Here is a 20,384-nt window from a genome sequence, read left to right as displayed (position 1 = left end):
GCCCGCGTGTCGCGGGGGTGCCCCGAAGGCGGAACGGCCGCCGCCCCGTGCCGGTCGAGGGCGCGGGGCGGCGGCGGGCCGGCGTGCGGTCAGCCGTGGCCGAGGCAGCGCTGGAGTTCGTTGAGGTCGTAGAAGTGGCTGCCCCGGGTGACGGGCTTGCAGGAGGCCTTGAAGGCGGTCTCCTTCTCGTTGTAGAGCATCCGCACGAGGTAGTCGGCCGGCTTGCCGTCGGCGGGCTTGTTCGTGAACAGGTCCCACTGGATGTTCGCGCCCATGGGGGAGACGTCGGCGCCGCGCCAGGGGTTGTTCCGGTAGGTGTACGGCGTGCCGGGCCCGGCGGGCTCGGTGCTGCCGGGCAGGCCCATCAGCGCGGCGAGCGGCTCGATCTCCTCGGCGTGGGTGAAGCGAAGGACGGCGCCCTTGTCGCTGGAGCCGTCCGCCTTCGCCCGGGCCTGGGCGAGGAGGTCGTCGAGGAGGACGCCGGCCATCCTGTAGGTGATCGTGCGTCCGCTGAAGGCGGGGCCCTTCTGGTAGAACTCCTCGGCGTCGTCCAGGTAGGCGAACCACTGGGCGTCGCGCGGGGCGAGGAAGCGGGTGAGGTCGACGTCCGGTGCCTCGACGCTCAGATCGGGCGCCGCGGCGAAGAGCTGGTGGAGCGAGCGCGCGAAGGAGACCTGCGCGGCGGCCGGGAGGGCGGCGACGAAGTCGCGGTGGAACAGGCGGGCGACGACGCGGTGCGCGGCTTCGCCGGTGCGGGGGTCGGCGTCGATCTTCGCGAGCACCGTGGCCAGCTCCGGGTCGCTCGCCAGGTAGGCCTGGTAGTCGGCGTTCTGCGGCTGCTTGTGGAAGTACAGCAGGTTCTTGTCGGTGACCGGGGCCTTGATCACGCCCGCCAGCGCCGGGTCCCCTTCGGTCAGACCGCGGGTGAAGGCCTCGGCGCTCGCCACGGTGCGCGCCACGCCCGACGTCTCGACCACGATGGGCTCGTGCTCGGCGGCGATCCTCCCGAACAGGGACGGAAGGCGCTGCTCCATGCGCAGCGCGGTCTCGTGGTGCTCCTGCGCGCCGCGCGCGGAGAGGTTGCCGTAGCCGAGGGCCGACGCCGCGTCCAGGAGCGACTGCACCTGCGGGCCCAGCTCCTCGCCGAGCTCGGTGAGGGCGCCCTGCTGCCCGGCCTGCCGCAGCAGGGCGAGCACCGCTTCGCCGTCCTCGCCGTCCGACATGGCCCGGGAGCCGTGACGGGCGACGTTCTCGGTGAACACCGGGCTGAAGCCCTTGGGCGGCTTCTGGTAGCGGCTCGGCTTCTCCTGCGGTGCGTACGGGGTTTTGGTGCCGTACAGGTCCTGGGCGGCGTGCGGAGCACCGGTCAGGTCCCGCGCGGACGCGGTTCCTGCGGCACACAGCACACCGACCGTGAGGGGGACGGTCATGGCGGCGGAGAGGAGAGCGGTGCGCTTCAACGCGGGTCCTTCGGTCGCAGCTGGCTACTACCGGGTAGCCTCGGTCGCCCGACAGGGTCGCGCGGCCACGGGAATCGCCGCCGACGCCGGGCTGTGAACCGGATGAAGGGCGGCTTAACGGTGTTGCACGTGAGGCCTGTTGTCGGTGCCCGTGCGCTCGGGCTTCGACGTCCTCGGAGCCGGTGTTCGTGACGCCCCGCCGGGACGGCCGGCCTCCCCGACTTCCATTGGTGTACGCACTATCCTTCAGGCGGCGCCGCCGCACCCAGTGTCCGCCACCCGGTCCCGTGCCGCCCGGCGCCCGAGTCGACCCGTCCCACGGAAGGCCTGTGATGCCAGCTCAACTCCCCACCACCATCGATGCGGTGATCTCCCGGATGGAGGAGATCGACGCGGAGCTCGACCCCCGCGACGGCGTGGCCTGCTTCAACCGCGTCTACCTGAAGGTGACGAAACTGGTCAAGGAGCACGTCACCGTAGGCACGTTCAAGGACAATGCGTTCCTGGAGCGGATGGACGTGATCTTCGCAGGGCACTACCTGAAGAACGTCGACGCCGCCAAGGCCGGCCGCCGGGCCGAGGTCCCCTGGCAGCCGCTCTTCGCGGCACGCGGGAACCGGGTCATCTGGCCGATCCAGTTCGCGCTGGCCGGCATGAACGCCCACATCAACCACGACCTCGCCCTGGCCGTCGTCGAGACCTGCAAGGAGCGGAACACCGCGCCCGAGGTCCCGCCGGTCCACGAGGACTTCGAGAAGGTCAACGACCTGCTCGCCAGTGTGGAGGCGGAGATCCGCGCCGAGTTCGAGCTGCAGATCGTCAAGATCGCCACCGGGCCCGCCGAGGACCTCAAGCACGCCGTCACCTCGTTCAGCATGTCGACGGCCCGTGAGACGGCCTGGGTCAACGCCACCCAGCTCTGGGCCGCGCGGAACAACCCCGCCGAGTACGCCTTCCACCTCACCGCCATCGCCGGGGGCGTGAACGCCACCAGCACCATGATCCTCGCCCCGGTCGTCCCGCCGCCGGCCGGCTGACGAGGGCGCGCGGCGGGGGTCGCGGGGGCGCCCACCCGTACGCGCTGTCATCGGCCTCCGAGGTCCCGCCCGGGACCTCGGAGGCCGACGTCGTGCTCGGGCGCCGCGGCAGGCCGGCGGGTGACGGACGGCCGCCGCCCATCAACGTCGCGGCAAAACCGAGCCGGTCCGTGTACGGCATGCGTCAAGGAGCGGCGCCACGGCGTGGCGGAGGGGGTGCACTGGAGCTGCGGGCGGCAGCCGTCGGGGCGATCCGCCCGGCGAAGCAACCCGCGCCGTCCTCTCCCACCCGAGCAGGAGCACCGTCCCATGACGACCACTGCCGCAGCCGCCACGTCCGCGCCGCCCGCCCTTCCGGTACCGGCCCCGGCACCTGTCCCGCCCGCCGGCCACCCGGCCACTCCGGCCGCTCCGTCCACCCCCTCGACCCCGTCCGCGCCGTCGGGCCCGTCCGCACCCGCGCTCGGCAGCCCGTGGCCGGCCTCGGCCCGGCCCGGTGCCGCCGGTGAGCTCATGATCGGCGGCGTCGGGCTGGCGGAGGCCGCCGACCGCTTCGGCACCCCGCTGTACGTGCTCGACGAGGACGAGGTCCGGGCCCGCGCCCGGGCCTACCGCCGCGCCCTGCCGAAGGCCGAGGTCTTCTACGCCGCCAAGGCGTTCCTGTGCAGCGCGATGGCCGACTGGATCGCCGAGGAGGGGCTCGGCCTGGACGTCTGCTCGGCCGGCGAACTGCGCCTGGCCACCGCCGCGGGGTTCCCTGCAGAGCGGATCCTGCTGCACGGCAACGCCAAGACCCCGGAGGAGCTCCGGCTCGCCCGCCGGCTGCGGGTCGGCCGGATCGTGGTCGACAGCCTCTCCGAGATCCCCCGCCTCGCCGCCCTCGCCGTCGCCGACGCCCCGCAGCGCGTACTGGTGCGGGTGGTGCCGGGCGTCGCCGCCGGGCACCACAGCGCCGTCCGCACCGGCGTCGACGGGCAGAAGTTCGGCTTCCGGATCGCCGGCGGCGACGCGGCCGAGGCGGTCGACCGCATCCTCGCCCAGCCCGGCCTCGAACTCACCGGCCTGCACTGCCACCTCGGCTCCCAGATCACCGACACCACGCCCTACCGCACCGCCCTTGACCGCCTCGTCGAGCTCATGGCCGACCTCCGCGACCGGCACGGCGTCGAGCTGCCCGAGCTGGACCTCGGCGGCGGCCACGGCGTCCGGTACCGCTCGCAGGACGAGGAGCTGGACCCCGCCCGCTTCGCCGCCGGGACCACCGCCCACCTCGCCGCCCGCTGCGCCGAGCACGGCCTCGCCGTGCCCCGGCTGCTGGTCGAACCCGGCCGGGCGGTCGCCGCACCCGCCGCGGTCGCGGTCTACCGCGTGCTGGCGGTGAAGCACACCGCCGACGGCCGGGCCTTCGCCGCCGTCGACGGCGGCATGAGCGACAACCCCCGCCCCGCCCTCTACGGCTCCGCCTACGACGTCCGTCCGGTCGGCCGGCCCACCGCGGGTACCGCGACAGGCGTCTTCGACGTCGTCGGCCGGCACTGCGAGGCCGGCGACGTCCTGGTCCGCGGCGCGCAGCTCCCCGCCGACCTGCGGCCCGGAGACCTGCTCGCCGTTCCGGCGGCGGGGGCCTACCAGCTCTCGATGGCCTCCGGCTACAACCTGGTCGGCCGGCCCCCGGTGGTGGCAGTCCGCGACGGCCGGGCCCGCCTGTTGATCCGGCGCGAGACGGTCGAGGACTTCCGCGCCCGCGAGGTCGGCCGCTGACACCACGTCGCCCAGCACGCTGTCCGAGGGAGCGTCAGCGGGGGAGGGCGGCCCAGGCTGTGGCGAGGCGGGCGACCAGGGCGGCAGCGGTGTCCGGGGCAAAGGAGAACGGCACCCGGAGGTGGTCGTCGTGGGCGCCCGTCGGGTCCATGGTGGCGCCCGGAACGACCTCCGCGCCGTGCCGCAGGGCCAGCTGCGCGTAGACCCGCGCGTCGCTGCCGGCGGGGAGCCGGGCCCAGAGCGCGGAGCCGCCCTGCGGGGACTGCCAGCGCCACTCCGGGAGGTGTTCTGTGAGTAGCCACGTCATGGTGGCGAGCCGCTCCCGCCGCAGCCGTTCCCGCTCGGGGGCGAGGGCGGGGAGGGCGGGGAGCAGCCGCGCCGCGAGCGCCTGGTCGAGCAGCGGGCTGCCGAGGTCGTCGAGCGCCTTGAGCCGGGCCAGGCGGGCCACGGCCTCCCGCGGCGCGCGGATCCAGCCGATCCGCAGGCCGCCCCAGACCGCCTTGGCCAGCGAACCCACCGTCACCACGGTGCCGCCGGCGGGGTGCGCAGCGATCGCCGGCGGGGCCTGTCCGGGCGCGAGGGCCGCCGCGTGGGCGCTGTCCTCCAGGATCGGCACGCCGTGCTCGGCCGCGAGCTCGGCCACCCGGCGTCGGCGGCCGGCGGACATCAGGGTGCCGGTGGGGTTGTGGAAGGTCGGCATGACGTAGAGCAGCGCGGGCCGGTGCTCGGCGAGCGCGGCGGCGAGCCGGTCGATCCGGATGCCGTCGGAGTCGAGTCCGACGCCGACCAGCCGTGAGCCGGCCGCCCGGAGGACGTCCAGGCAGCCCGGCCACCCCGGGGACTCCACGACCGCCGTCGCGCCGCGTCCGAGGAGGAGCCGTGCGGTCAGGGTGACGGCCTGGGTGGCGCCGGTGGTCACCACCACCTGGTCGGGCGTCGTCGGCAGGCCGTGCGCGCCGTGGTGGTCGGCGATCGCCGCCCGCAGCGCGGGCAGCCCGGCCGGGTGGTAGCCCGCGTCGCGGAGCAGCTCGGGCAGGTCCTCGCGGACGAGGTCGTTCAGCGCCCGGCCCAGGTCCGGCCCGCCGGCCTCGGCCGCCTGCCCGAGCGAGATGACGTCCGGCGGCTGCGTCAGCAGTCGCTGGATCACCGCGGTGGCCTGGCCACCGGGCACCCGCCCGTCCGGCGGGTGCCGGTGGGCTTCGGCGCCTCCCGTCACCCGGGTGCCGCTGCCCCGACGGGTCTCGACCAGCCCGGAGCCGCGCAGCGCGTCGTAGGCGGCGACCACCGTCGCCCGGCTGACCGAGAGCGCGTCGGCGAGCGGGCGCTCGGGCGGCAGGCGGTCGCCGGGGCGCAGGTCCCCGGACCGCACGGCCCGGACGAACGCGTCGGTGAGCCGCCGGTACAGCGGCCCCTCGGCCGAACTCCATTCCCCCAGCAGGTCGATCAGCTCGGCGGGCTCCGACGTCCCCCGGTTCCGGTCCACTTTCCCCTCCATTGGCACGGGCGGACGGGCCGCCGACGAACGAGGCTAACGGCATGACATCCACCGCACTCCCCGACCCCCGACTGGCCGCCGTCTGTGACCTCTCCGTCGTCGCCGCGCGGGACGGCGCCGGCCTGCACCGCTACGACGGTGCCGTCCAGGACCTCTCCCCGGACGGCGTGCGCCGCGGCCTCGCCGCGCTGGGCGGCCCGGCCGGCACCGAGCCCTACCCGGACCCGCACGACGAGGCGCACGCGGCCGCCGCCGAGGAGGCCCTCCGGGTGCGCTTCGGTGAACTCGAACTGCACCGGAGCAACCCCCTCTGGCACATCGAGAACCTGGACCTGTCCGGCTACGACCGCCCGTACGCGCCGCAGCCCGAGCGGGACGCGGCCCGGCGGGCCCACCTCGCCGAGTGGCCGGACGCCGTCGACGCGGCCGTCGAGGCACTGGACCGCGTGCCGGCACCACTGGCCGAAGCCACCCTGCCGCTCGCCCGCGGACTGGCCTCCTTCATCGACCCCCGGGGCGGCCACGTCCACACCGCCGCCCGCCGGGCCCTCCGCCGGCTGCTGGCCCACCTGGAGCGGGCCGCCGCCCTGGGCCCGGAGTCGGCGGCGCTCGGCGGCCCCGCCCTCGCCCGGCTGCTCGGCGCGGCCGAGGCCGGCACCCCGGACCTCACCGCGATGTCCGCCCGGGTGGACGCCGAACGGGACCGGCTGCGCGCGCTGCTCGACGAGTCGCTGCGCCGCATCGCCCCCGGCGCCGCGCCCGCCGACACCGTCCGGGCACTGCAGGCCGACCACCCCACCGCCGAGGGCCTGCTGGCGGAGTTCGGCAAGCTCGTCGACGAGTCGGTCGCCTGGACCGCCCGGCACGACCTGGTGCCCCACCACGACGTCGAGGTGGTCGTCGAGCCGATGCCCGAATCCCAGCGCCGTTCGCCGGCAGGGCTGTTCGCGGCCGCGCCGTACGAGGCCGACGCGCCCGCCGGCTTCCGGGTCAGCCTCCCGGACACCGGCTGGAGCCGGGCCGAGCGCGACCAGTGGCTGGCGACCGGCTTCAACCGCACCCTGATGCCCAACATGGCTATCCACGAGGTCGCCCCCGGGCACGCCAGCCACGGCCGGGCGCTGCGCCGGGCGCCGACCGACGTCCGCCGCACGCTCCACTCGGAGGCGTTCATCGAGGGCTGGGCCCACTACTGCGAGGAGCTGGCCCTGGAGCAGGGCTACCGCGACGGCGACCCGCGCTTCGCCGTGGCCGTCGCCCAGGACGCCCTGCGCCGGGTGACCCGATTCGCCTGCGCGATCGGGCTGCACACCGGTGCCATGAGCCTCGCGGACGCGGCGGCGCGGTTCACCGAGGACGTCGCCCTGGCCGGCCCGGCCGCCCTGCACGAGGCCCGGCGCGGGCTCTTCGACCCCACCTACGGCCGGTACACCTGGGGCAAGTTCGCGATCCTCGACCTGCGCGAGCAGGCCCGGGCGCGCTGGGGCGACGGCTTCTCGCTGCGGCGCTTCCACACCGCGCTGTTCGATCTCGGCGCCCCGCCCCTCGGCCTGCTGCCCACGGCGCTGGACCGCGGATGACCTCGCTCGCCGGCTTCCTGCTGGCCTCACTGGCGGTGGTCGCGGTGCCGGGGCCCAACCTGGTGCACATCGTCACGCGGAGCGCGCAGGACGGGCGGCGGGCCGGCCTCGTCGCGGCCCTCGGTGTGGAGACCGGCACGCTCCTGCACGTGCTGGCCGCCGTCGGCGGCCTGGCGGCGCTCGTCTCCGACCACCCGCTCGCCTTCACCGTGCTGCGCTACGCGGGCGCCGGCTACCTCGCGTACCTGGGCGTACGGGCCCTCCGCCGACGCCCGCCCCCGGACGTCGGCGGCGCCCCGGGCGACGACCGGCCGGCCCGGCGGCCGCTGCTCCGGGTCTGGGGCGACGCGGTCCTGATCAACCTGCTCAACCCCAAGGTGGTCCTGTTCTTCGTGGCCTTCCTCCCGCAGTTCGTGCCGGCCGGGCTGCCCGCCGAGGACACCCGGGCCCGGATGCTCGTCCTGGGCGTGGCGTTCCTGGCCCTGGCCCTCGCCCTGGACCTCTGCTACGCCCTGCTCGGCGCCGCGTTCACCGGCCGGCTCCGCGGGACACCGCGCCGGGAGCGGCGGCTGTCCTACGCCATCGGCGGCGTCCACCTCGGCCTGGCGGCGCTGGTGTTCGTCTGAACGCGGCCGCGCCGCCCGTTCGTCCTGCCGGGCCCGCCTCCTACGACGCCGCCACCGCCCCGGTGGCCCGGCGCCGGGCGGCCCGGCGGTGCTTGGCGAGCTTGGCCAGGGCGAACACCACCGCGGCGGCGCAGGCCACGGCCGCCCATGCGGGCAGGAACACCGACGCCGGTACCAGCCCGGCCAGGGTGAGCACCAGACAGGGCAGGTACCAGCCGAGGACGGTGCGCACCGGATCGCCGTACCGCAGGGAGATGGCGGCGTTGGCGGAGTAGAAGGCGAGGATGCCCCCGCACAGCGCCCAGCGGGAGCCGGGCGGCAGAGCATGGTCGGGCTCGGCCACCGCGGTGCCGAGGGCGGCGGCGACCACCGTGATGCCCGAGACGAGGACGAACGGCAGGTACATCACCGTGTCGCGGATGGCCCGGTCGGCGCCGCCGGCCTGCGCCCGGCCGAGGCCGCGGGCGGCCTCCGTGGTGCCCCAGGTGAAGAAGATCATCGCGAGCTCGGCCACCACCACGAAGGCGAGCAGCGCGGCCAGCGCGGACGGCCGGGTGAAGTGGTCGGCGAGGGTGAGGACGACGGTGTAGACGCTTTCGCCGAGCACGATGACGACGAAGAGCCCGATCCGTTCGACCAGGTGTTCCGTGGAGAGCCGGCTGTAGAACTCGGCGGTGATGCCGGCGCGGACGGCCAGCAGCACCACCTCCAGCGCGACCGCGACGATCCACAGGACGAACCTGCCGGGGTTCGGCACGGCCGCCGACACCGCCCAGAGCGTGGCCGGCACCAGGCAGTAGAGCACCGGCCGCCAGACGGGCAGCGGGCTCTCGGGGTCGCGGGCCCGGCCGATCCAGATGGCGAAGAAGCCGAGCCGCACCCACGCCGCGCCCAGCGCGTACGCCCAGGCCCGGTCGCCCAGCCCGTCCGGCGCCGCGGCGGCCATCAGCCCGAGGCCGGGCATCGCACCGAGCAGCAGCGCCTGGCTGCGGGGGGTGTCGGAGCCGAACACGTTGATGGTGACCGTGAGGTTGGCCCACGCCCACCAGGCCGGGAAGAACAGCACCAGGAAGGTGCCGAACTCCTTCGCCCCGGGATCGCCGTGCAGGTCGTGCGCCAGCACGGCGACGGTGGCGACGAACACCAGGTCGAAGAAGAGCTCGAACCAGCCCGCCCGCTGCTCCTGCGGCACCGCCTCTTCCGATTCCATCCCCCCACTCTGCCCGCCCACCACACCCACCCGCCCGGGGCGCGCCACAGGGAGGGGCCTCTCGACTGTCGGCTCCGTCCGCGGGCGGATAATCCGAACGGCCATCTGTCACCTCGACGACCTCGATGAACGTCGTCAGGGAACCAGGACGCACCTGTGCCTGGTCGAGGATCCCGACCAGACCTGCGGAGACGGACAGTTGCTGCGTAGGTCAGCGTGAGGGTGACCGAGTGGTCGGGCCGCGCCCCGGTGGGGGCGCGGCCCGTTGCCGACCTCCTCGGGGCGTCAGCCGGTGACCCACCAGGACAGGGTGCCCGTGAGGGACGGCCGCAGGGCCGGGTCGAGCACGTCCGGCGTGGGGTCGGTGGCGACCGCGGTCAGCCGGTAGCCGATGCCGCGCGGGCCGGCGGCGAAGCCGAAGGAGGAGAGCGGGATGGTGGTGCGGCCGCGCAGGTGGGTCAGCTCGCGGCCGTCGGAGTACCAGCGGAGCGTGGTGCCGGGGACGGGGAGGTCGACGGTGAGCCGGCCGGACGAGTCGAGCGTGGAGTTCGCGGGCGTGGTGCTGGTGATGGTCGTGGCGTGGCGGTAGAACCCGGCGATCATCGCCTCGCGTCCGGGGAGGTTGAACTCGCGGCCGAGCGATCGCATGATCGAGTTCTCCGTCGGCCGGAAGATCCCGTCGGGGTAGTAGCCGCCGCCGACGTACGCGCCGACGGTTCCGCCGTCGGGTGAGGTCCGGCCCAGCCACCGGTACCACTTGGCGCGCTCGCGGCGCATCCGGTCGGTGGTCAGGGTGCTGATGTTGGACTCGGCGGGTTCCGCGCCCTGGTAGGTGCCCTGGCCGTCGTAGTAGTACTCGTCGGCCAGCTTGCCCAGGGAGTGGCCGGTCTCGTGCACGGCGATCTGGCCGGAGCGGTTGTTTCCGCCGGCCACCGTGGCGATGCCCTCGTACCCGAGCGGGGACTGCACGTCGTTGTAGCCGGCGCCGCCGTACTTGGCACTGTTGGCGACCACCAGGACGAGGTCGGCCTGCGGGGCCTTGGCGGCGTAGCGCTCCACGGCCTCGACGTCGACGCAGAGCAGGCGCTCGATGTCCTCGCACCAGAAGTACGATCCGAGGGCGGTGTCCCGGACGGCGGCCCGGTCCGGGTCCCCGGTGATACCGGACTGTGCGGAGACGGCCTCCACCGCCCAGACGTTGAACAGGTTGCGGTAGGTGGTGTACGGCTCGACGGCGCTGACCTCCTGCCACTTGGCGGCGGCGTCGGCGCGGAACTTCTCCTGCTCGCCGGCGGTGTAGCCGTCGCCGATCACCACCACGTCCAGTTTGGTGTCGGTGCTGCCGTTCTGGAGGAGCGGGGTGACGGCGCCGTCGGCCGCGAGGGCGTGCGTACGGTCGGCGAGGTAGGGCGAGGCGGGGGAGACGTTCGCCCGGCCGATCCCGCCGTCCTCGGCGAAGACCTCGACCTGTTGCCGACTGCCGGGCGCCTGCCCGTGCCCGTCGGGCGCTGCTCCTGCGGGCGACGCCGCAAGAATGGCCATGGACATGACAGTCATCAGGATGGCAGAGGTCCACCTGCGTTTGCGCACCGGGGCTCCTTCGAGGGGGGACTGAAGGCCGATCGTACATATATGACATGGCATCAGGCCAGGGATCGGACGGCGCCCTCGCGGGTTACTCTCGCCGCGGCGGCCCCCGCTCTGTGACCCACGGAGGCGCCCGGCCGTCCCCCGGCCGCTCTCGACCATCCCCGTTCGCCCACCATGGAAGCGGAGACCGGCACCCATGACCGACCCCGACCGCGTCATCCACATCCGCCGCCCCTACCTCGACCTGATCGCCGGCGGAGCCAAGACCGTCGAGGTGCGCGTCGGCTACCCGAGCATGCGCCGGATCCGCGCCGGCCACGTGCTCGCCTTCGAGTCCGGCGACGCGCGCTGCCGTGCCCGGGTGGTGAAGGTCGCCGAGTACGAGTCCTTCGAGGCGATGCTCGACACGGAGGACCACCGGGCGATCGGCGGCGAGGGCAGGAGCCGGAGCGAACTCCTCGCCGCCTGCCGTGAGATCTACCCGCCGGAGAAGGAGGCGCTCGGCGTCCTCGCGATCCACCTGCGGCTCGCCCCGTGACGAGGCCCGGGCGGGTGCTCCGAAGCCGGCCCGCCGGACCGATGCGATGATGTCCGGCATGACGGACTCGGACGCCCACGACGACGGCGTGATCCTGGACGACCTGCTGCGCGAGGCCGCCGCCGACGCGGCCGGGGCGCTCTGGCGACTGACCGGCGACGACCGGCAGCTCGACGCCAACGTGGTGCGGCTGCGCCCGGCCGCCACCGTCACCGACCACGTTGAACCCGATCTGGACGTGCTGGTCGTCGGGCTCTCCGGTGAGGGCACACTTCGCTGCGCAGGCACCGCCCACGACCTGCGGCCCGGCGTGCTGCGCCTGCTGCCGCGCGGTGCCGCGCGCGGGGTGTCGGCGGGGCCGGACGGCGTCGTCTACCTGACGGTGCACCGCCGCCGCCCGGGCCTGGCCATCCGCCCTCGCCCGTCGTGACGCCGCCCGTGACGCCTGCAGCGACCGGCCTGCTCGGCGGCCGCGCCGCCCGGGACACCGTCGCCCGCTCCGGCCACGGCTACGGCCCCGACGCCTCGTCCGCCTCCTGGTCGTCGGACACCTGACACTTCGTCCGCCGCCCGGGCGGGTTGGTCAGCCTGTCGCCGCTGCGTCTGCCGCCGCGTCCGCCGCCGCGTCGGGTCGTGGCGCCAGGACCACCACCGCCGTCTCGGCCGGCCGCAGCGCCGCGAAGGCGTCCAGGTTCGCGTCGACGGTGAGCCAGCGCGCCCACAACCGCTGCCGCTCCTCGCCCGCCGCGGCGTGCGCGCGCACCGGCCGCCGCCCGTCGACCAGGTCGACGACCGCGTCCGGCTGCGCCTGCAGGTTGAGCCACCAGGCAGGCTCGGCCGCGCCCCACCCGTTCATCGCCAGCGCGACCAGGTTCGGCCCGTCCTCGAAATACCCGATGATGACGCTGCGCTCCCGGCCCGTGCGACGCCCGGTGGTGGTCAGTTGCAGCGTGCCCCAGCCCTTGCGCCCCGGCCGCCACAGCCCGGCCCGGCGGCCGAGGATGCGGTAGATCCCCCGGTGCACCGACCAGGCCAGCCGGATGAACCAGCGCGGCGGGACCCGCGGCGCCTTCGACGACTTCGGCGTCCCCGACGGGCGTTCGACCGACATGGCGACCTCCCACACACTGCGCTCCCGACAGGACGATAGCCCCGGCCGCCGACGGCGCCCAGACCCGCGACACACCGGCCTGAACCGGGGAGGACACCGGTCGCTCGGAGACCGGCGCCGCGCTTGCTCGCCTGCGCAGCGACCACGGCCCGCCGTGGTCAGGGGCAGTTGCGGACGGCGAAGTCGCAGAGGTCGGTGCGGTTGGGGCTGTCGGTCTTGGTGAGCAGGCTGGCGACGTGTTTCTCGGCGGTGCGCGGGGAGATGAACAGGCGGCGGGCGATGTCGGTGTTGCCGTAGCGCAGCGCGAGCAGGACGAGGACGTCGTACTCGCGGGCGGTGATGCCGCGTCGGCGCAGGAGCTGCGGGACGCGGGTGTGGCCGGAGCGCCGCTGGGTGGCGGGCAGGCCGGCCTGGCGCAGGAGGGAGCGGCAGGCGCTGGCGGCGGGGGCGACGCCGGCGTCGTGGAAGTGCTCCTCGGCGGTGCGCAGCCAGCGCGACGGCTCGCCCCAGCCGTCGGCGAGCGCGGCCTCGGCGGTCAGGCGCAGGCCGAGGTGGCGGGCGAGCGGGAACGGCTGGGAGGCGTCGAGGGCCGACGTGAGGGCGTCCGCGGCCTCCGCGGGCCGACCGGCGCGGCCGAGCAGCACGGCGCGCGCGAAGTGGACGAACTGCAGGTTCCAGCGCAGCCGGGTGGGTGCCTGCCGGGCGGCCTCCTCCAGACGCTCCAGGTCGAGGTCCGCGTCGACGGCGGCCACCAGCAGCTCCAGGCCGTGCCGACCGCCGAGGAAGTAGGTGGTGGGCCGGCCCTCGTCCCAGGCCCGGGCCGCCGCCAGGGCCGCGCGGGCGGCGGGCCGGTCCTCCGCGAGGAGGGCGGAGACGGCCTCGCAGAGCCCGAGCACGATGGGCGTGTACTCGCTGTGCTCGCCGCCGAGTTGCCGGTACTCGGCGAGCTTGCGGGCCAGTTCCCGGGGCCGGCCGCGGTGGGCGGCGAGCATGGCGTCGATGACCCGGACGTAGGTGAGGTCGCCGGTGTGACCGAGGCGCGCGAGGACGGGTTCGCAGCGGGTGGTGATGCACTCGGCACGCGGGTAGTCGCCGCGCAGGACGGCGAGCAGCGCCAGGCTGGCCTCGGTCTGGTGGGCGGAGGTGATGGCGCCGCTGCGCAGGTACACCTCGTGGACCTGTTCGAGCTGGTCGGTGCTGCCGGAGAGCAGGCCGTGGTTGCCGGCGAGGCGGCCGACGGCGCGGGCCCGCCAGAGCGGGAGGCCGTGCTGGTCGGCGATGGCGACGATGCGGCGCAGGCAGGCGTCGGCCTCGTCGAAGCCGCGGGAACGGGCGAGGAGGGCGAGCAGTTGCAGGCCCTGACAGGCGATCACGGGAAGGTCGAGGCGGATCGCGGTGTCGGTGGCGGAGCGGACGAGGTCCTCGGCCCGGCCGGCCGCACTGCCGGGGGTGGCCCGGCCGTCGCGGACCTGGACGTAGCCGTCGACGATGTCGACCGGGATGCGCTGCTCGGGGGTGCAGTCGGCGGCGAGCAGGGCGCGGGCGGCGGCGACCTGTTCGGCGGCCTGCTCCCACCGGCCGACCATGGCGGCGGCCCAGGCGAGGCGGGCGTGCAGACCGGCGCGCCGGCCGGGGCCGAGCTCCATGGCGGCGGTCGCGGCGACCGAGTCGGCGAGGGCGAAGGCCCGCTCTATTCGGCCGGACTCGGTGAGGGCGTTGAGCAGGGACTCGACGGCGTCGGCCCAGGCGGTGCGGTCGCGGCGGGCGTCGAGCAGCTCGACGGAGCGTTCGAGCAGGGCCGCCGCCTTGTCGGCCAGGCCCTCGCCGATGGCCTGGCGGCCGGCTGCGGCGAGGTGCAGGCCGGCTTCGTGGTCGTCGCCGGCCTGCCGGCGCAGGTCGGCCGCGAGTTCGCGCAGCTCGCAGGAGAGTTCGCGGGCGCCGGCCTCCAGGGTCGCGGCGGCGCGCCGGGCCAGGGCGGCGCGTTCGCCCGGGAGCAGCCCGGCGAGCAGGGCCTCGGCGGTGAGCGCGTGCCGGAAGACGTAGGTGTCGCCGTAGCCGCTGTCGGGGTGGATGATGCGGGCCTCGACGGCGGCGCGCAGGTGGATGTGGAGGCCGCGGTCGTCCAGGCCGGTGACGGTCTGCAGCAGGGCGGGGGAGAAGCTGCGCCCGAGGACGGCGGCGGTGTCGAGGGCGGCGCGGCCCTGCGGGCCGAGGCTGTCGGCGCGGGCGGTGATGCTGCGGGCCAGGGTGGCGGGCACGGTGGTGCCGAGGTCGCGGGTGAGCTGCCAGCGGCCGCCCTCCACGGGGCGCAGGGCCTCGGTGGCGATCATGCCGTTGAGCAGTTCCTCGACGATCAGCGGGGTGCCGTCGGCGTCGCGGTGCAGCCGGTGGGCGACCGGCTCGGGCAGCGCCTCGGGCGTGGTGTCGAGGCAGGCGGCGGCGAGGCGGGTGACCGCGTCGTCGGTGAGCGGCCGGAGTTCGACGACGCCGGCGGTCTGGTGGCGGCGGCACTGGTGGGCGAGGTCGAGTGCGGCTCCGGCGCCGGGACGCAGGGTGGCGACGAGGGTGACGGGCAGTCCGGCGAGGTTGTCGACGAGGTACTCGGTGACGGCGATCGTCTCGGTGTCGGCGTCGTGGAGGTCTTCCAGGACGAGCACGCAGCCGTGGTCGCGGCCGACGGCGGCGAGGAGCCGGAGGATCGCCTCGGCGAGCACGATCAGCGACTCCGGCTGGTGCGGGGAGTCGGGCCGGCGCCACTCGGGGACCAGCGGGGACAGCGCCGCACGGTAGGGCTGGAGTTCGGCGTCCTGCGGGGTCAGACCGGTGCGCACGAGGGAGAGCAGGGCCTCGGCGAGCGGGCGCAGGGCGATCGGCGCGCCGGCGCGGCTGCAGCGGCCGCGCAGGACGGCGGTCCGGCTGCGGGCGCGGTCGGCGGCCTCGGTGACCAGCCGGGTCTTGCCGATCCCGGCCTCGCCGACGACGAAGACAGCTGCGCCGCGGTGGTCGCGGCCCTGGCGGACGGCCTCGGCGAGGAGATCCAGTTCGTCGTCGCGGTCCACGACGATCGGCGAGTTGGCATGCACTTCACCACCGTAGAACGGATCGCTCGATATTCAATCATGGAACAACAAAACAAGACCGTTGCCCTCTGCTCCGGGAGGGCGGCGGCCGGCCCGGCCGGACCCCTCTCCTGGGGTATGGGCCGGGCCGACGGGCCGTCAGAGGAACGCGGCGGAGATGGTCTCCGGATCGGTGCCCGCGGCCCAGCCGATGACCAGGCCGGCGACGATCAGCGGCTTGACGCCGACGGCGACGCGCATCAGCCCCGCGATCCGGTCCCGCGGCGCCTCGGTGCTCTCGGGACAGCCGGAGCAGGTCGCCTCGTCGGCGGCGTGCTGGTGCTCGGCGCCGTGGTCGTGATGCTGGTCGTTCATTGCGGAGTTCTCCCCTGCGGAGTGGCGATCCGTGGTGCCGGTCGCTCGTATGGTGGCGTGCGCCGTCGGCGGCCGTGGTACGGCTACCGGCTGCGCGGTGGCTGCAGCGCTGCCAGGGATGGCACCCGGCCCGCGTCTGCACGTCTGAGGAGGCCGTGGCCGATGCCGGCCAGGCCGTTCATGAGGTCGGGCGAGTCGGTGCCGGCGGGCACCGCGCACCGGGGACCGCCGCGGGTGAGCCGGACGAGGAGCCGGCAGGTGTGGTCGGCGAGCGCCTGCTGGGCGCCGGGCAGGCCCACGCGCGCGGCGGCGGCGAGGAGTTCGAGCCGGCCGGTCTCGCCGAGGGCGAGGCTGTGGTCGGGCAGCGGACCGGCGTCGGCGGCCGCGCGGACGGCGCGCAGCAGGTCGGGGCGCTGGAGCTCGGGGCGCAGCGGGTCCGGGCTGAGCCGGCCCGGGTGCGCGGGCCGGCCCGGCCCGACGGCGGTGCCCAGCCCGACGGCGGTGCCCACCGCGTGGGTGGCGTCCTGCGCGTCGGCGAGGGCGAACGCGGCGCCGGCGAGGCCGTGGCTCCAGGAGTGGTCGGGGAGGTCGACGGGCTGCGCCAGCAGCCGGGCGGCGGTGGCGAGCGCGGCGTGCCCGGTCGCTCCGGCCTGCCCCGTCGGCCCGGCGGAGTCACCGAGGTCACGGACGTGGCGGGCGAGCGCCCAGCCCACACCGTGGGCGCCGTGCGCGAATCCGTCGGGCAGCGTGGCGGGCGCAGCCGCCGTGAGGCGTTCGGCGCAGAGCGCGGCGCCCCGGGCGGCGGCCGGCAGCGCGGTGTGCCGGTGGACGGCGTTCAGGGTGGCCAGGCAACCGGCCAGGCCACCGGCCACGGTGAGGTCCTCGGTCCGCTCGGCGGTGTGTACGGCGAGGGTGACGGCGGGTTCGATCAGGGCGGCGAGGTCCCGGTCCGCCAGCAGGGCGGCGAGGTGCGTCAGCGCGTAGGCGAGCCCGCCCAGGCCGTGCGCGGCGCCGCAGCCGACGGCGGCTCGCAGGTCCGGCCGGGCGGCGAGGTGGTCCAGCAGGCCGGGCAGCGCGGTGACGGCGCGGCGGGCGGCCTCGGCGTACCGGTCGGCGTCGGTGAGGTCGGCGAGCTGGGCGAGGAAGACGGCGGTGCCGGTGTAGCCGCCGGCGAGAGCCGCGCCGAGCGGGAGGACCGCCCACTGCCCGGGCCGGACCTGCTGGGGGCCGAGCCAGTTGACGCGCCGTTCGTCCGGGAAGGCACCGGCGAGGACGGTGTCCGCGAGGTTCCGGGCCGCGGTGACCAACTGCTCGGGCGAGGGGGTTACTCGTCCGGCGGCGACGGCGGCGCCGGCGGAGGGCGCGACACCTGGTGCCGGGAGCGCGGCGGTGCCGGGGGCCGGAGTGCCGGTCGCGAGTGCGGCGCGGATGATCCACTCCTGGTCGTAGCGGTCCACCGCCCCCATCCCGGCGATCTTGGTGAGGACCTGGTCGAGGGCGGGTGCGGCGAGGTCGCCGGCCCACTCGCCGTCCGTCTCGGCGCCGGGCGCGCCGACCCACGCGCCGACCGTCGGACCGCCCCGGACGGCACGCTCGCGCGGGCGGTGGACGAACAGCGGCACGTCGCCGGCCCAGAGGTCGCCCCGCTCGTGCGGCCCGGGCCGCAGGCCCTCGCCCCCGCGCGCCGGTACGGACTCCAGCCCGTCGAGTGCCCGGTCGTACTCGGCGGCGTCGCAGAGCAGCCCGGGGTCCGTGAGCTCGTCCAGCAGGACGCCGTACAGCCGGGTGGGCCGCAGGACGACGCGCAGCTCGGCGTCGGTGAAGGCGCGTACCGGGCCACCGGGGGCGGTGAGTTCGGCGCGGCGCTCGGTGAGCAGGTCGTACCCGGCGCGGAAGCCGGCGACCAGGGAGTCGGCGTAGCGGGCCGGGTCCGCCACGGTGCCGTCCAGCACCGGGCGGTTGGCGGCCTCGGCGAACCGGGCGGGGCGGCGGACCAGGTGCATCCGGTCGGTGCCGGGCTGCGCCCAGCCGGCGGTGGCGAGCGGGAGTTCGCCGCCGCGGCCGCCACCCAGGCCGGACACGTCCCAGCCGCCGTCGGGGCCGTACACGAGGGTGGGCAGCAGGGCGATCCGCAGCACGCTGCGGTCCAGGGCGCGCTGCGCCGGGTCGGCCTCATGGGCGCGGCCTGAGGCGGGGCCCGAGGTGCCGCCCGAGGTGCCCTCCGAAGAGCCGTCCGAGTCCGGGGGAGCGGCCGTCACCGGGTGGAAGAGCGTCTCCAGGTCGATCAGGACCGGCTGGTCCGCGCAGGCGATCAGGTTCTCGCAGTGCATGTCGGTGGCGTTGAGCGCGTGCAGCACGGCCGTGAGCACGCCCAGGCGCCGGTAGAACAGCTCCACCTGCGCAGGGGTGCGGCAGGGCGCCGCCTCGGCGAACTCCACCCACCCGTGGGTGCCACGGTCCAGCAGGCGCAGGGCCCGCGGCGCGACCTCGGGCAGCGCGGCGCCGACCCACGCCAGCAACGCGTTGAAGTGCCGGTGGGCGGCGACGGGGCGCGGCTTGTATACGACGCGCGTGCCGTCGGCGAAGCACAGGACGGCGACGGCGCGGCCGCGCCGGTGGGCGTCGCCGCTCACGTCCACGGCGGTGAGCCGGCCCGGATCCCGGCCGTCGAGCAACTCGGTGACGAGCCGCGCGCGGTCGTCGGCCAGCCGGCGGACCAGCTCGGACGCCGCGGCCGCAGCCTGCTGACAGGCCTGGGCGAGCAGCCGGGCGAGGACCGGATAGCGGGTCAGCAGCCGTGTCAGCCCGGCGCGCCCCGCGGTGTACTCCACGAACGCGGCGAAGCGCTCCTGCGGGGTGGCGCCCGGCAGTTCGCCACGGTCGCGAGCGGCGCCGAGCTCGGCGACGAGGCAGCGCGTGGCCAGCCGGGTGAGCCGGGCGGTCAGCCGGGTGGTGAAGGCGCGGCGCAGCAGGTCGGTGTCGGCGGGCAGGTCGGTGGCGGCGAGGGCGAGGGCGAACTGCTCGCCCGCCGGCTCGGCGAAGGGTGCAAGGACGAGCCCGAAGGCCTCCTCCCAGGCCGCACCGGCGGCCGGGCGGGGTGCCCACCGGGGCGCAGCGGCGAGTGCCTGCTCGGCGTACTCCGCCCAGGCCGGCGGCCGGGCCTCGCGAAGCGTCCTCGTGCCCGCGCCGCCAGGCTGCTCCGCACCCGCAGGCCGGGGTGCCACCGACGGTGCGGTGCCGGCCCCGCCGCGCGTCGGAGCGCTCGCGGCCTCGACCGGGCGCAGGCCGCGGGTCCACCAGCCGGGCGCGGGCGGTGCCACGTCCTCGATTGCCTGCTGCCTTTCCACGCCCGGTACGGTTCCACGGACCCTCCGCCCCGTACATGGGGGAAAGGCCCCCAGAATTCTCCCGGGCCCGCAGCCGCCGGATCCGCGTGCGCAGCCTGCCGGCCCGGCCGGTCGCCGACCGCGGCCGTTCCGTCCGCCGGCGCGCCCCCACCGGCGCGACCTTCCGCCGGCCTTCCCCCTCGCCCGTCGCCCGGGCCGGGTCTGCCCGGAGGGGCGGGCCGACCGGCCGCTCACCACCCGCCACCTGCGGCAGCGTCGCCGCCCGAGGGCCCGCGGCCCGCTCGGCTACGGGCGCGGCCCCCAGCAAGCCCGACGACCGGTGGAGAAACCGGGGTTGCGCAACCCAGGTGCACGCTGCGGCAGCCGGGCAGATTTCTTCCCGTCGGCAACTCGGCCGACACCAGCGGACGGCGGAAGCCACGCAGGGCGTCCTGGCCCTCGTGGACCTCGTCGTCACGGACGACGTCGAGCGAGGCCCGTGCCGTGTGACGGCCGGCCCGCGGCCGACGTGACCCGTCCGGGTCACCCCGAGGCACCCGGCCACAGCCGCGCACCACACTCCCAAATGGCGGTGGCCGGGGGGCGCCCCGCACCCAGCGTGCGGGGCGCTCAGTTCCACCGTCCCCACTCCCACCGGCTGCCCGGTCGAGACGGCCTCCCCGCGCGCCGGGTGCCGGTCGCGCTCACTCGCGCCCTCTTGGCCGTCCTGGCCGTCAGCCTCCGGTGCTCACCACCGGCACCCGAGCAGGCCGAGCGGCGGGCCGGTCGTGACGGGCCGTGACGACGGGCCCCGCGATGCGGACGCTGCCGGTCGAGGCCCCGGGACGCTGCCGGGACCGGGTCGGGACCGGGTCGGGGCGGCTGCCTCATGCCGGTGGGTCGCCCGAACCGGGAGGGTGGAGGGCGCAAGCACACCCGTCCGGGAGAACCACCGTCATGTTGCACTACTCGTTCCACAAGCTGCACGAGGCCGATCTGCTCCGTGAGGCGGATCGGGAGCGGAACCTCCGCGCCGCCACCACGGGCCGGCCCGAGCCGGTCCCGAGCACGCGGCGCACCCGCGGCCTCGTCCCACCCCGACTCCGCCGCCGGCCCGCCCGGGTCTGAGCACGGCTCGGGCCGACCGACCTGAACACCACCCCGCGGCACCGGGCCGCGAGCGCTCGCCTCGCACAGCGCTCGCGGCCCGGTCACG

At 75.8% G+C, this 20,384-nt stretch carries 15 protein-coding genes; 7 read left to right on the top strand and 8 right to left on the bottom strand.

The window, feature by feature from the left end:
- Positions 1–89: 89 nt before the first annotated feature.
- Positions 90–1,460, bottom strand: a complete 1,371-nt coding sequence (locus ACIPSC_RS37535; protein WP_400834375.1) for a histidine-type phosphatase — start codon at positions 1,458–1,460, stop codon at positions 90–92.
- Positions 1,461–1,792: 332 nt separating this feature from the next.
- On the opposite strand from ACIPSC_RS37535, the gene ACIPSC_RS37530 reads away from it, so the two are divergent.
- Both ACIPSC_RS37530 and lysA read left to right on the top strand, forming a co-directional pair.
- The gene (locus tag ACIPSC_RS37530; protein ID WP_400834372.1) at positions 1,793–2,497 is read left to right on the top strand and encodes a DUF5995 family protein; all 705 of its coding nucleotides are present in this window, start codon (positions 1,793–1,795) and stop codon (positions 2,495–2,497) included.
- Between the two features lie 309 nt (positions 2,498–2,806).
- A complete protein-coding gene (gene lysA / locus ACIPSC_RS37525) occupies positions 2,807–4,258 on the top strand; it encodes a diaminopimelate decarboxylase (RefSeq protein ID WP_400834369.1) in 1,452 nt (483 codons plus the stop codon).
- A gap of 34 nt (positions 4,259–4,292) precedes the next feature.
- Here the strand turns inward: lysA and ACIPSC_RS37520 are convergent, their stop codons facing one another.
- Positions 4,293–5,741, bottom strand: coding sequence for a PLP-dependent aminotransferase family protein (locus tag ACIPSC_RS37520; RefSeq protein WP_400834366.1), 1,449 nt, complete (start codon positions 5,739–5,741; stop codon positions 4,293–4,295).
- A gap of 53 nt (positions 5,742–5,794) precedes the next feature.
- Between ACIPSC_RS37520 and ACIPSC_RS37515 the strand changes: the two genes are divergently transcribed.
- Both ACIPSC_RS37515 and ACIPSC_RS37510 read left to right on the top strand, forming a co-directional pair.
- Positions 5,795–7,333 (top strand): DUF885 family protein, encoded by a 1,539-nt coding sequence (locus ACIPSC_RS37515; protein ID WP_400834363.1) that lies wholly within the window; start codon positions 5,795–5,797, stop codon positions 7,331–7,333.
- Positions 7,330–7,959: a LysE family translocator gene (locus ACIPSC_RS37510; protein WP_400834360.1), complete on the top strand. Its 630-nt coding sequence runs from the start codon at positions 7,330–7,332 to the stop codon at positions 7,957–7,959. The genes ACIPSC_RS37515 and ACIPSC_RS37510 overlap by 4 nt, the downstream gene beginning before the upstream one ends.
- 40 nt (positions 7,960–7,999) lie before the next feature.
- On the opposite strand, the gene ACIPSC_RS37505 is transcribed toward ACIPSC_RS37510, so the two are convergent.
- Both ACIPSC_RS37505 and ACIPSC_RS37500 read right to left on the bottom strand, forming a co-directional pair.
- On the bottom strand, positions 8,000–9,169 hold the full coding sequence (locus ACIPSC_RS37505) for a low temperature requirement protein A (RefSeq protein ID WP_400834357.1): 1,170 nt from the start codon (positions 9,167–9,169) through the stop codon (positions 8,000–8,002).
- A gap of 285 nt (positions 9,170–9,454) precedes the next feature.
- Positions 9,455–10,711 carry a M64 family metallopeptidase gene (locus tag ACIPSC_RS37500; RefSeq protein ID WP_400834354.1) on the bottom strand — a complete coding sequence of 419 codons (1,257 nt, stop codon included), beginning with the start codon at positions 10,709–10,711 and terminating at the stop codon, positions 9,455–9,457.
- 244 nt (positions 10,712–10,955) lie between these two features.
- Here ACIPSC_RS37500 and ACIPSC_RS37495 point away from each other — a divergent pair, with 244 nt between their 5' ends.
- Both ACIPSC_RS37495 and ACIPSC_RS37490 read left to right on the top strand, forming a co-directional pair.
- Entirely contained in the window at positions 10,956–11,297 is a 342-nt protein-coding gene (locus tag ACIPSC_RS37495; RefSeq protein ID WP_400834351.1) for an ASCH domain-containing protein, read from the top strand.
- A 58-nt stretch (positions 11,298–11,355) separates the two neighbouring features.
- Entirely contained in the window at positions 11,356–11,727 is a 372-nt protein-coding gene (locus ACIPSC_RS37490) for a hypothetical protein (RefSeq protein ID WP_400834348.1), read from the top strand.
- Positions 11,728–11,880: 153 nt separating this feature from the next.
- Here the strand turns inward: ACIPSC_RS37490 and ACIPSC_RS37485 are convergent, their stop codons facing one another.
- From ACIPSC_RS37485 to lanM, 4 genes are all read right to left on the bottom strand, one after another.
- Positions 11,881–12,408 (bottom strand): nitroreductase/quinone reductase family protein, encoded by a 528-nt coding sequence (locus ACIPSC_RS37485; RefSeq protein WP_400834345.1) that lies wholly within the window; start codon positions 12,406–12,408, stop codon positions 11,881–11,883.
- A gap of 158 nt (positions 12,409–12,566) precedes the next feature.
- Positions 12,567–15,491 (bottom strand): helix-turn-helix transcriptional regulator, encoded by a 2,925-nt coding sequence (locus ACIPSC_RS37480; protein WP_400834343.1) that lies wholly within the window; start codon positions 15,489–15,491, stop codon positions 12,567–12,569.
- 135 nt (positions 15,492–15,626) lie between these two features.
- Positions 15,627–15,842, bottom strand: a complete 216-nt coding sequence (locus ACIPSC_RS37475) for a hypothetical protein (protein WP_400834340.1) — start codon at positions 15,840–15,842, stop codon at positions 15,627–15,629.
- A gap of 83 nt (positions 15,843–15,925) precedes the next feature.
- The gene (gene lanM / locus ACIPSC_RS37470; protein WP_400834337.1) at positions 15,926–19,189 is read right to left on the bottom strand and encodes a type 2 lanthipeptide synthetase LanM; all 3,264 of its coding nucleotides are present in this window, start codon (positions 19,187–19,189) and stop codon (positions 15,926–15,928) included.
- Positions 19,190–20,125: 936 nt separating this feature from the next.
- Between lanM and ACIPSC_RS37465 the strand changes: the two genes are divergently transcribed.
- Positions 20,126–20,296 carry a hypothetical protein gene (locus tag ACIPSC_RS37465; protein WP_400834335.1) on the top strand — a complete coding sequence of 57 codons (171 nt, stop codon included), beginning with the start codon at positions 20,126–20,128 and terminating at the stop codon, positions 20,294–20,296.
- The last annotated feature ends 88 nt before the right edge of the window (positions 20,297–20,384 follow it).

This window comes from Kitasatospora sp. NPDC090091 (assembly GCF_044747365.1).
GTDB lineage: Bacteria > Actinomycetota > Actinomycetes > Streptomycetales > Streptomycetaceae > Kitasatospora.
The sequence above is the reverse complement of the archived record's forward strand: the minus strand, read 5'-3'. Positions and strand labels throughout refer to the sequence as shown.

What these genes read in the sequence shown, in the direction of transcription:
- ACIPSC_RS37530 (WP_400834372.1), top strand. Translation starts at nt 1,793, where the DNA reads ATGCCAGCTCAACTCCCCACCACCATCGATGCGGTGATCTCCCGGATG.
- ACIPSC_RS37475 (WP_400834340.1), bottom strand. Translation starts at nt 15,842, where the DNA reads ATGAACGACCAGCATCACGACCACGGCGCCGAGCACCAGCACGCCGCC.
- ACIPSC_RS37510 (WP_400834360.1), top strand. Translation starts at nt 7,330, where the DNA reads ATGACCTCGCTCGCCGGCTTCCTGCTGGCCTCACTGGCGGTGGTCGCG.
- lysA (WP_400834369.1), top strand. Translation starts at nt 2,807, where the DNA reads ATGACGACCACTGCCGCAGCCGCCACGTCCGCGCCGCCCGCCCTTCCG.
- ACIPSC_RS37490 (WP_400834348.1), top strand. Translation starts at nt 11,356, where the DNA reads ATGACGGACTCGGACGCCCACGACGACGGCGTGATCCTGGACGACCTG.
- ACIPSC_RS37485 (WP_400834345.1), bottom strand. Translation starts at nt 12,408, where the DNA reads ATGTCGGTCGAACGCCCGTCGGGGACGCCGAAGTCGTCGAAGGCGCCG.
- ACIPSC_RS37465 (WP_400834335.1), top strand. Translation starts at nt 20,126, where the DNA reads ATGTTGCACTACTCGTTCCACAAGCTGCACGAGGCCGATCTGCTCCGT.
- ACIPSC_RS37500 (WP_400834354.1), bottom strand. Translation starts at nt 10,711, where the DNA reads ATGGCCATTCTTGCGGCGTCGCCCGCAGGAGCAGCGCCCGACGGGCAC.
- ACIPSC_RS37515 (WP_400834363.1), top strand. Translation starts at nt 5,795, where the DNA reads ATGACATCCACCGCACTCCCCGACCCCCGACTGGCCGCCGTCTGTGAC.
- ACIPSC_RS37495 (WP_400834351.1), top strand. Translation starts at nt 10,956, where the DNA reads ATGACCGACCCCGACCGCGTCATCCACATCCGCCGCCCCTACCTCGAC.
- ACIPSC_RS37505 (WP_400834357.1), bottom strand. Translation starts at nt 9,169, where the DNA reads ATGGAATCGGAAGAGGCGGTGCCGCAGGAGCAGCGGGCGGGCTGGTTC.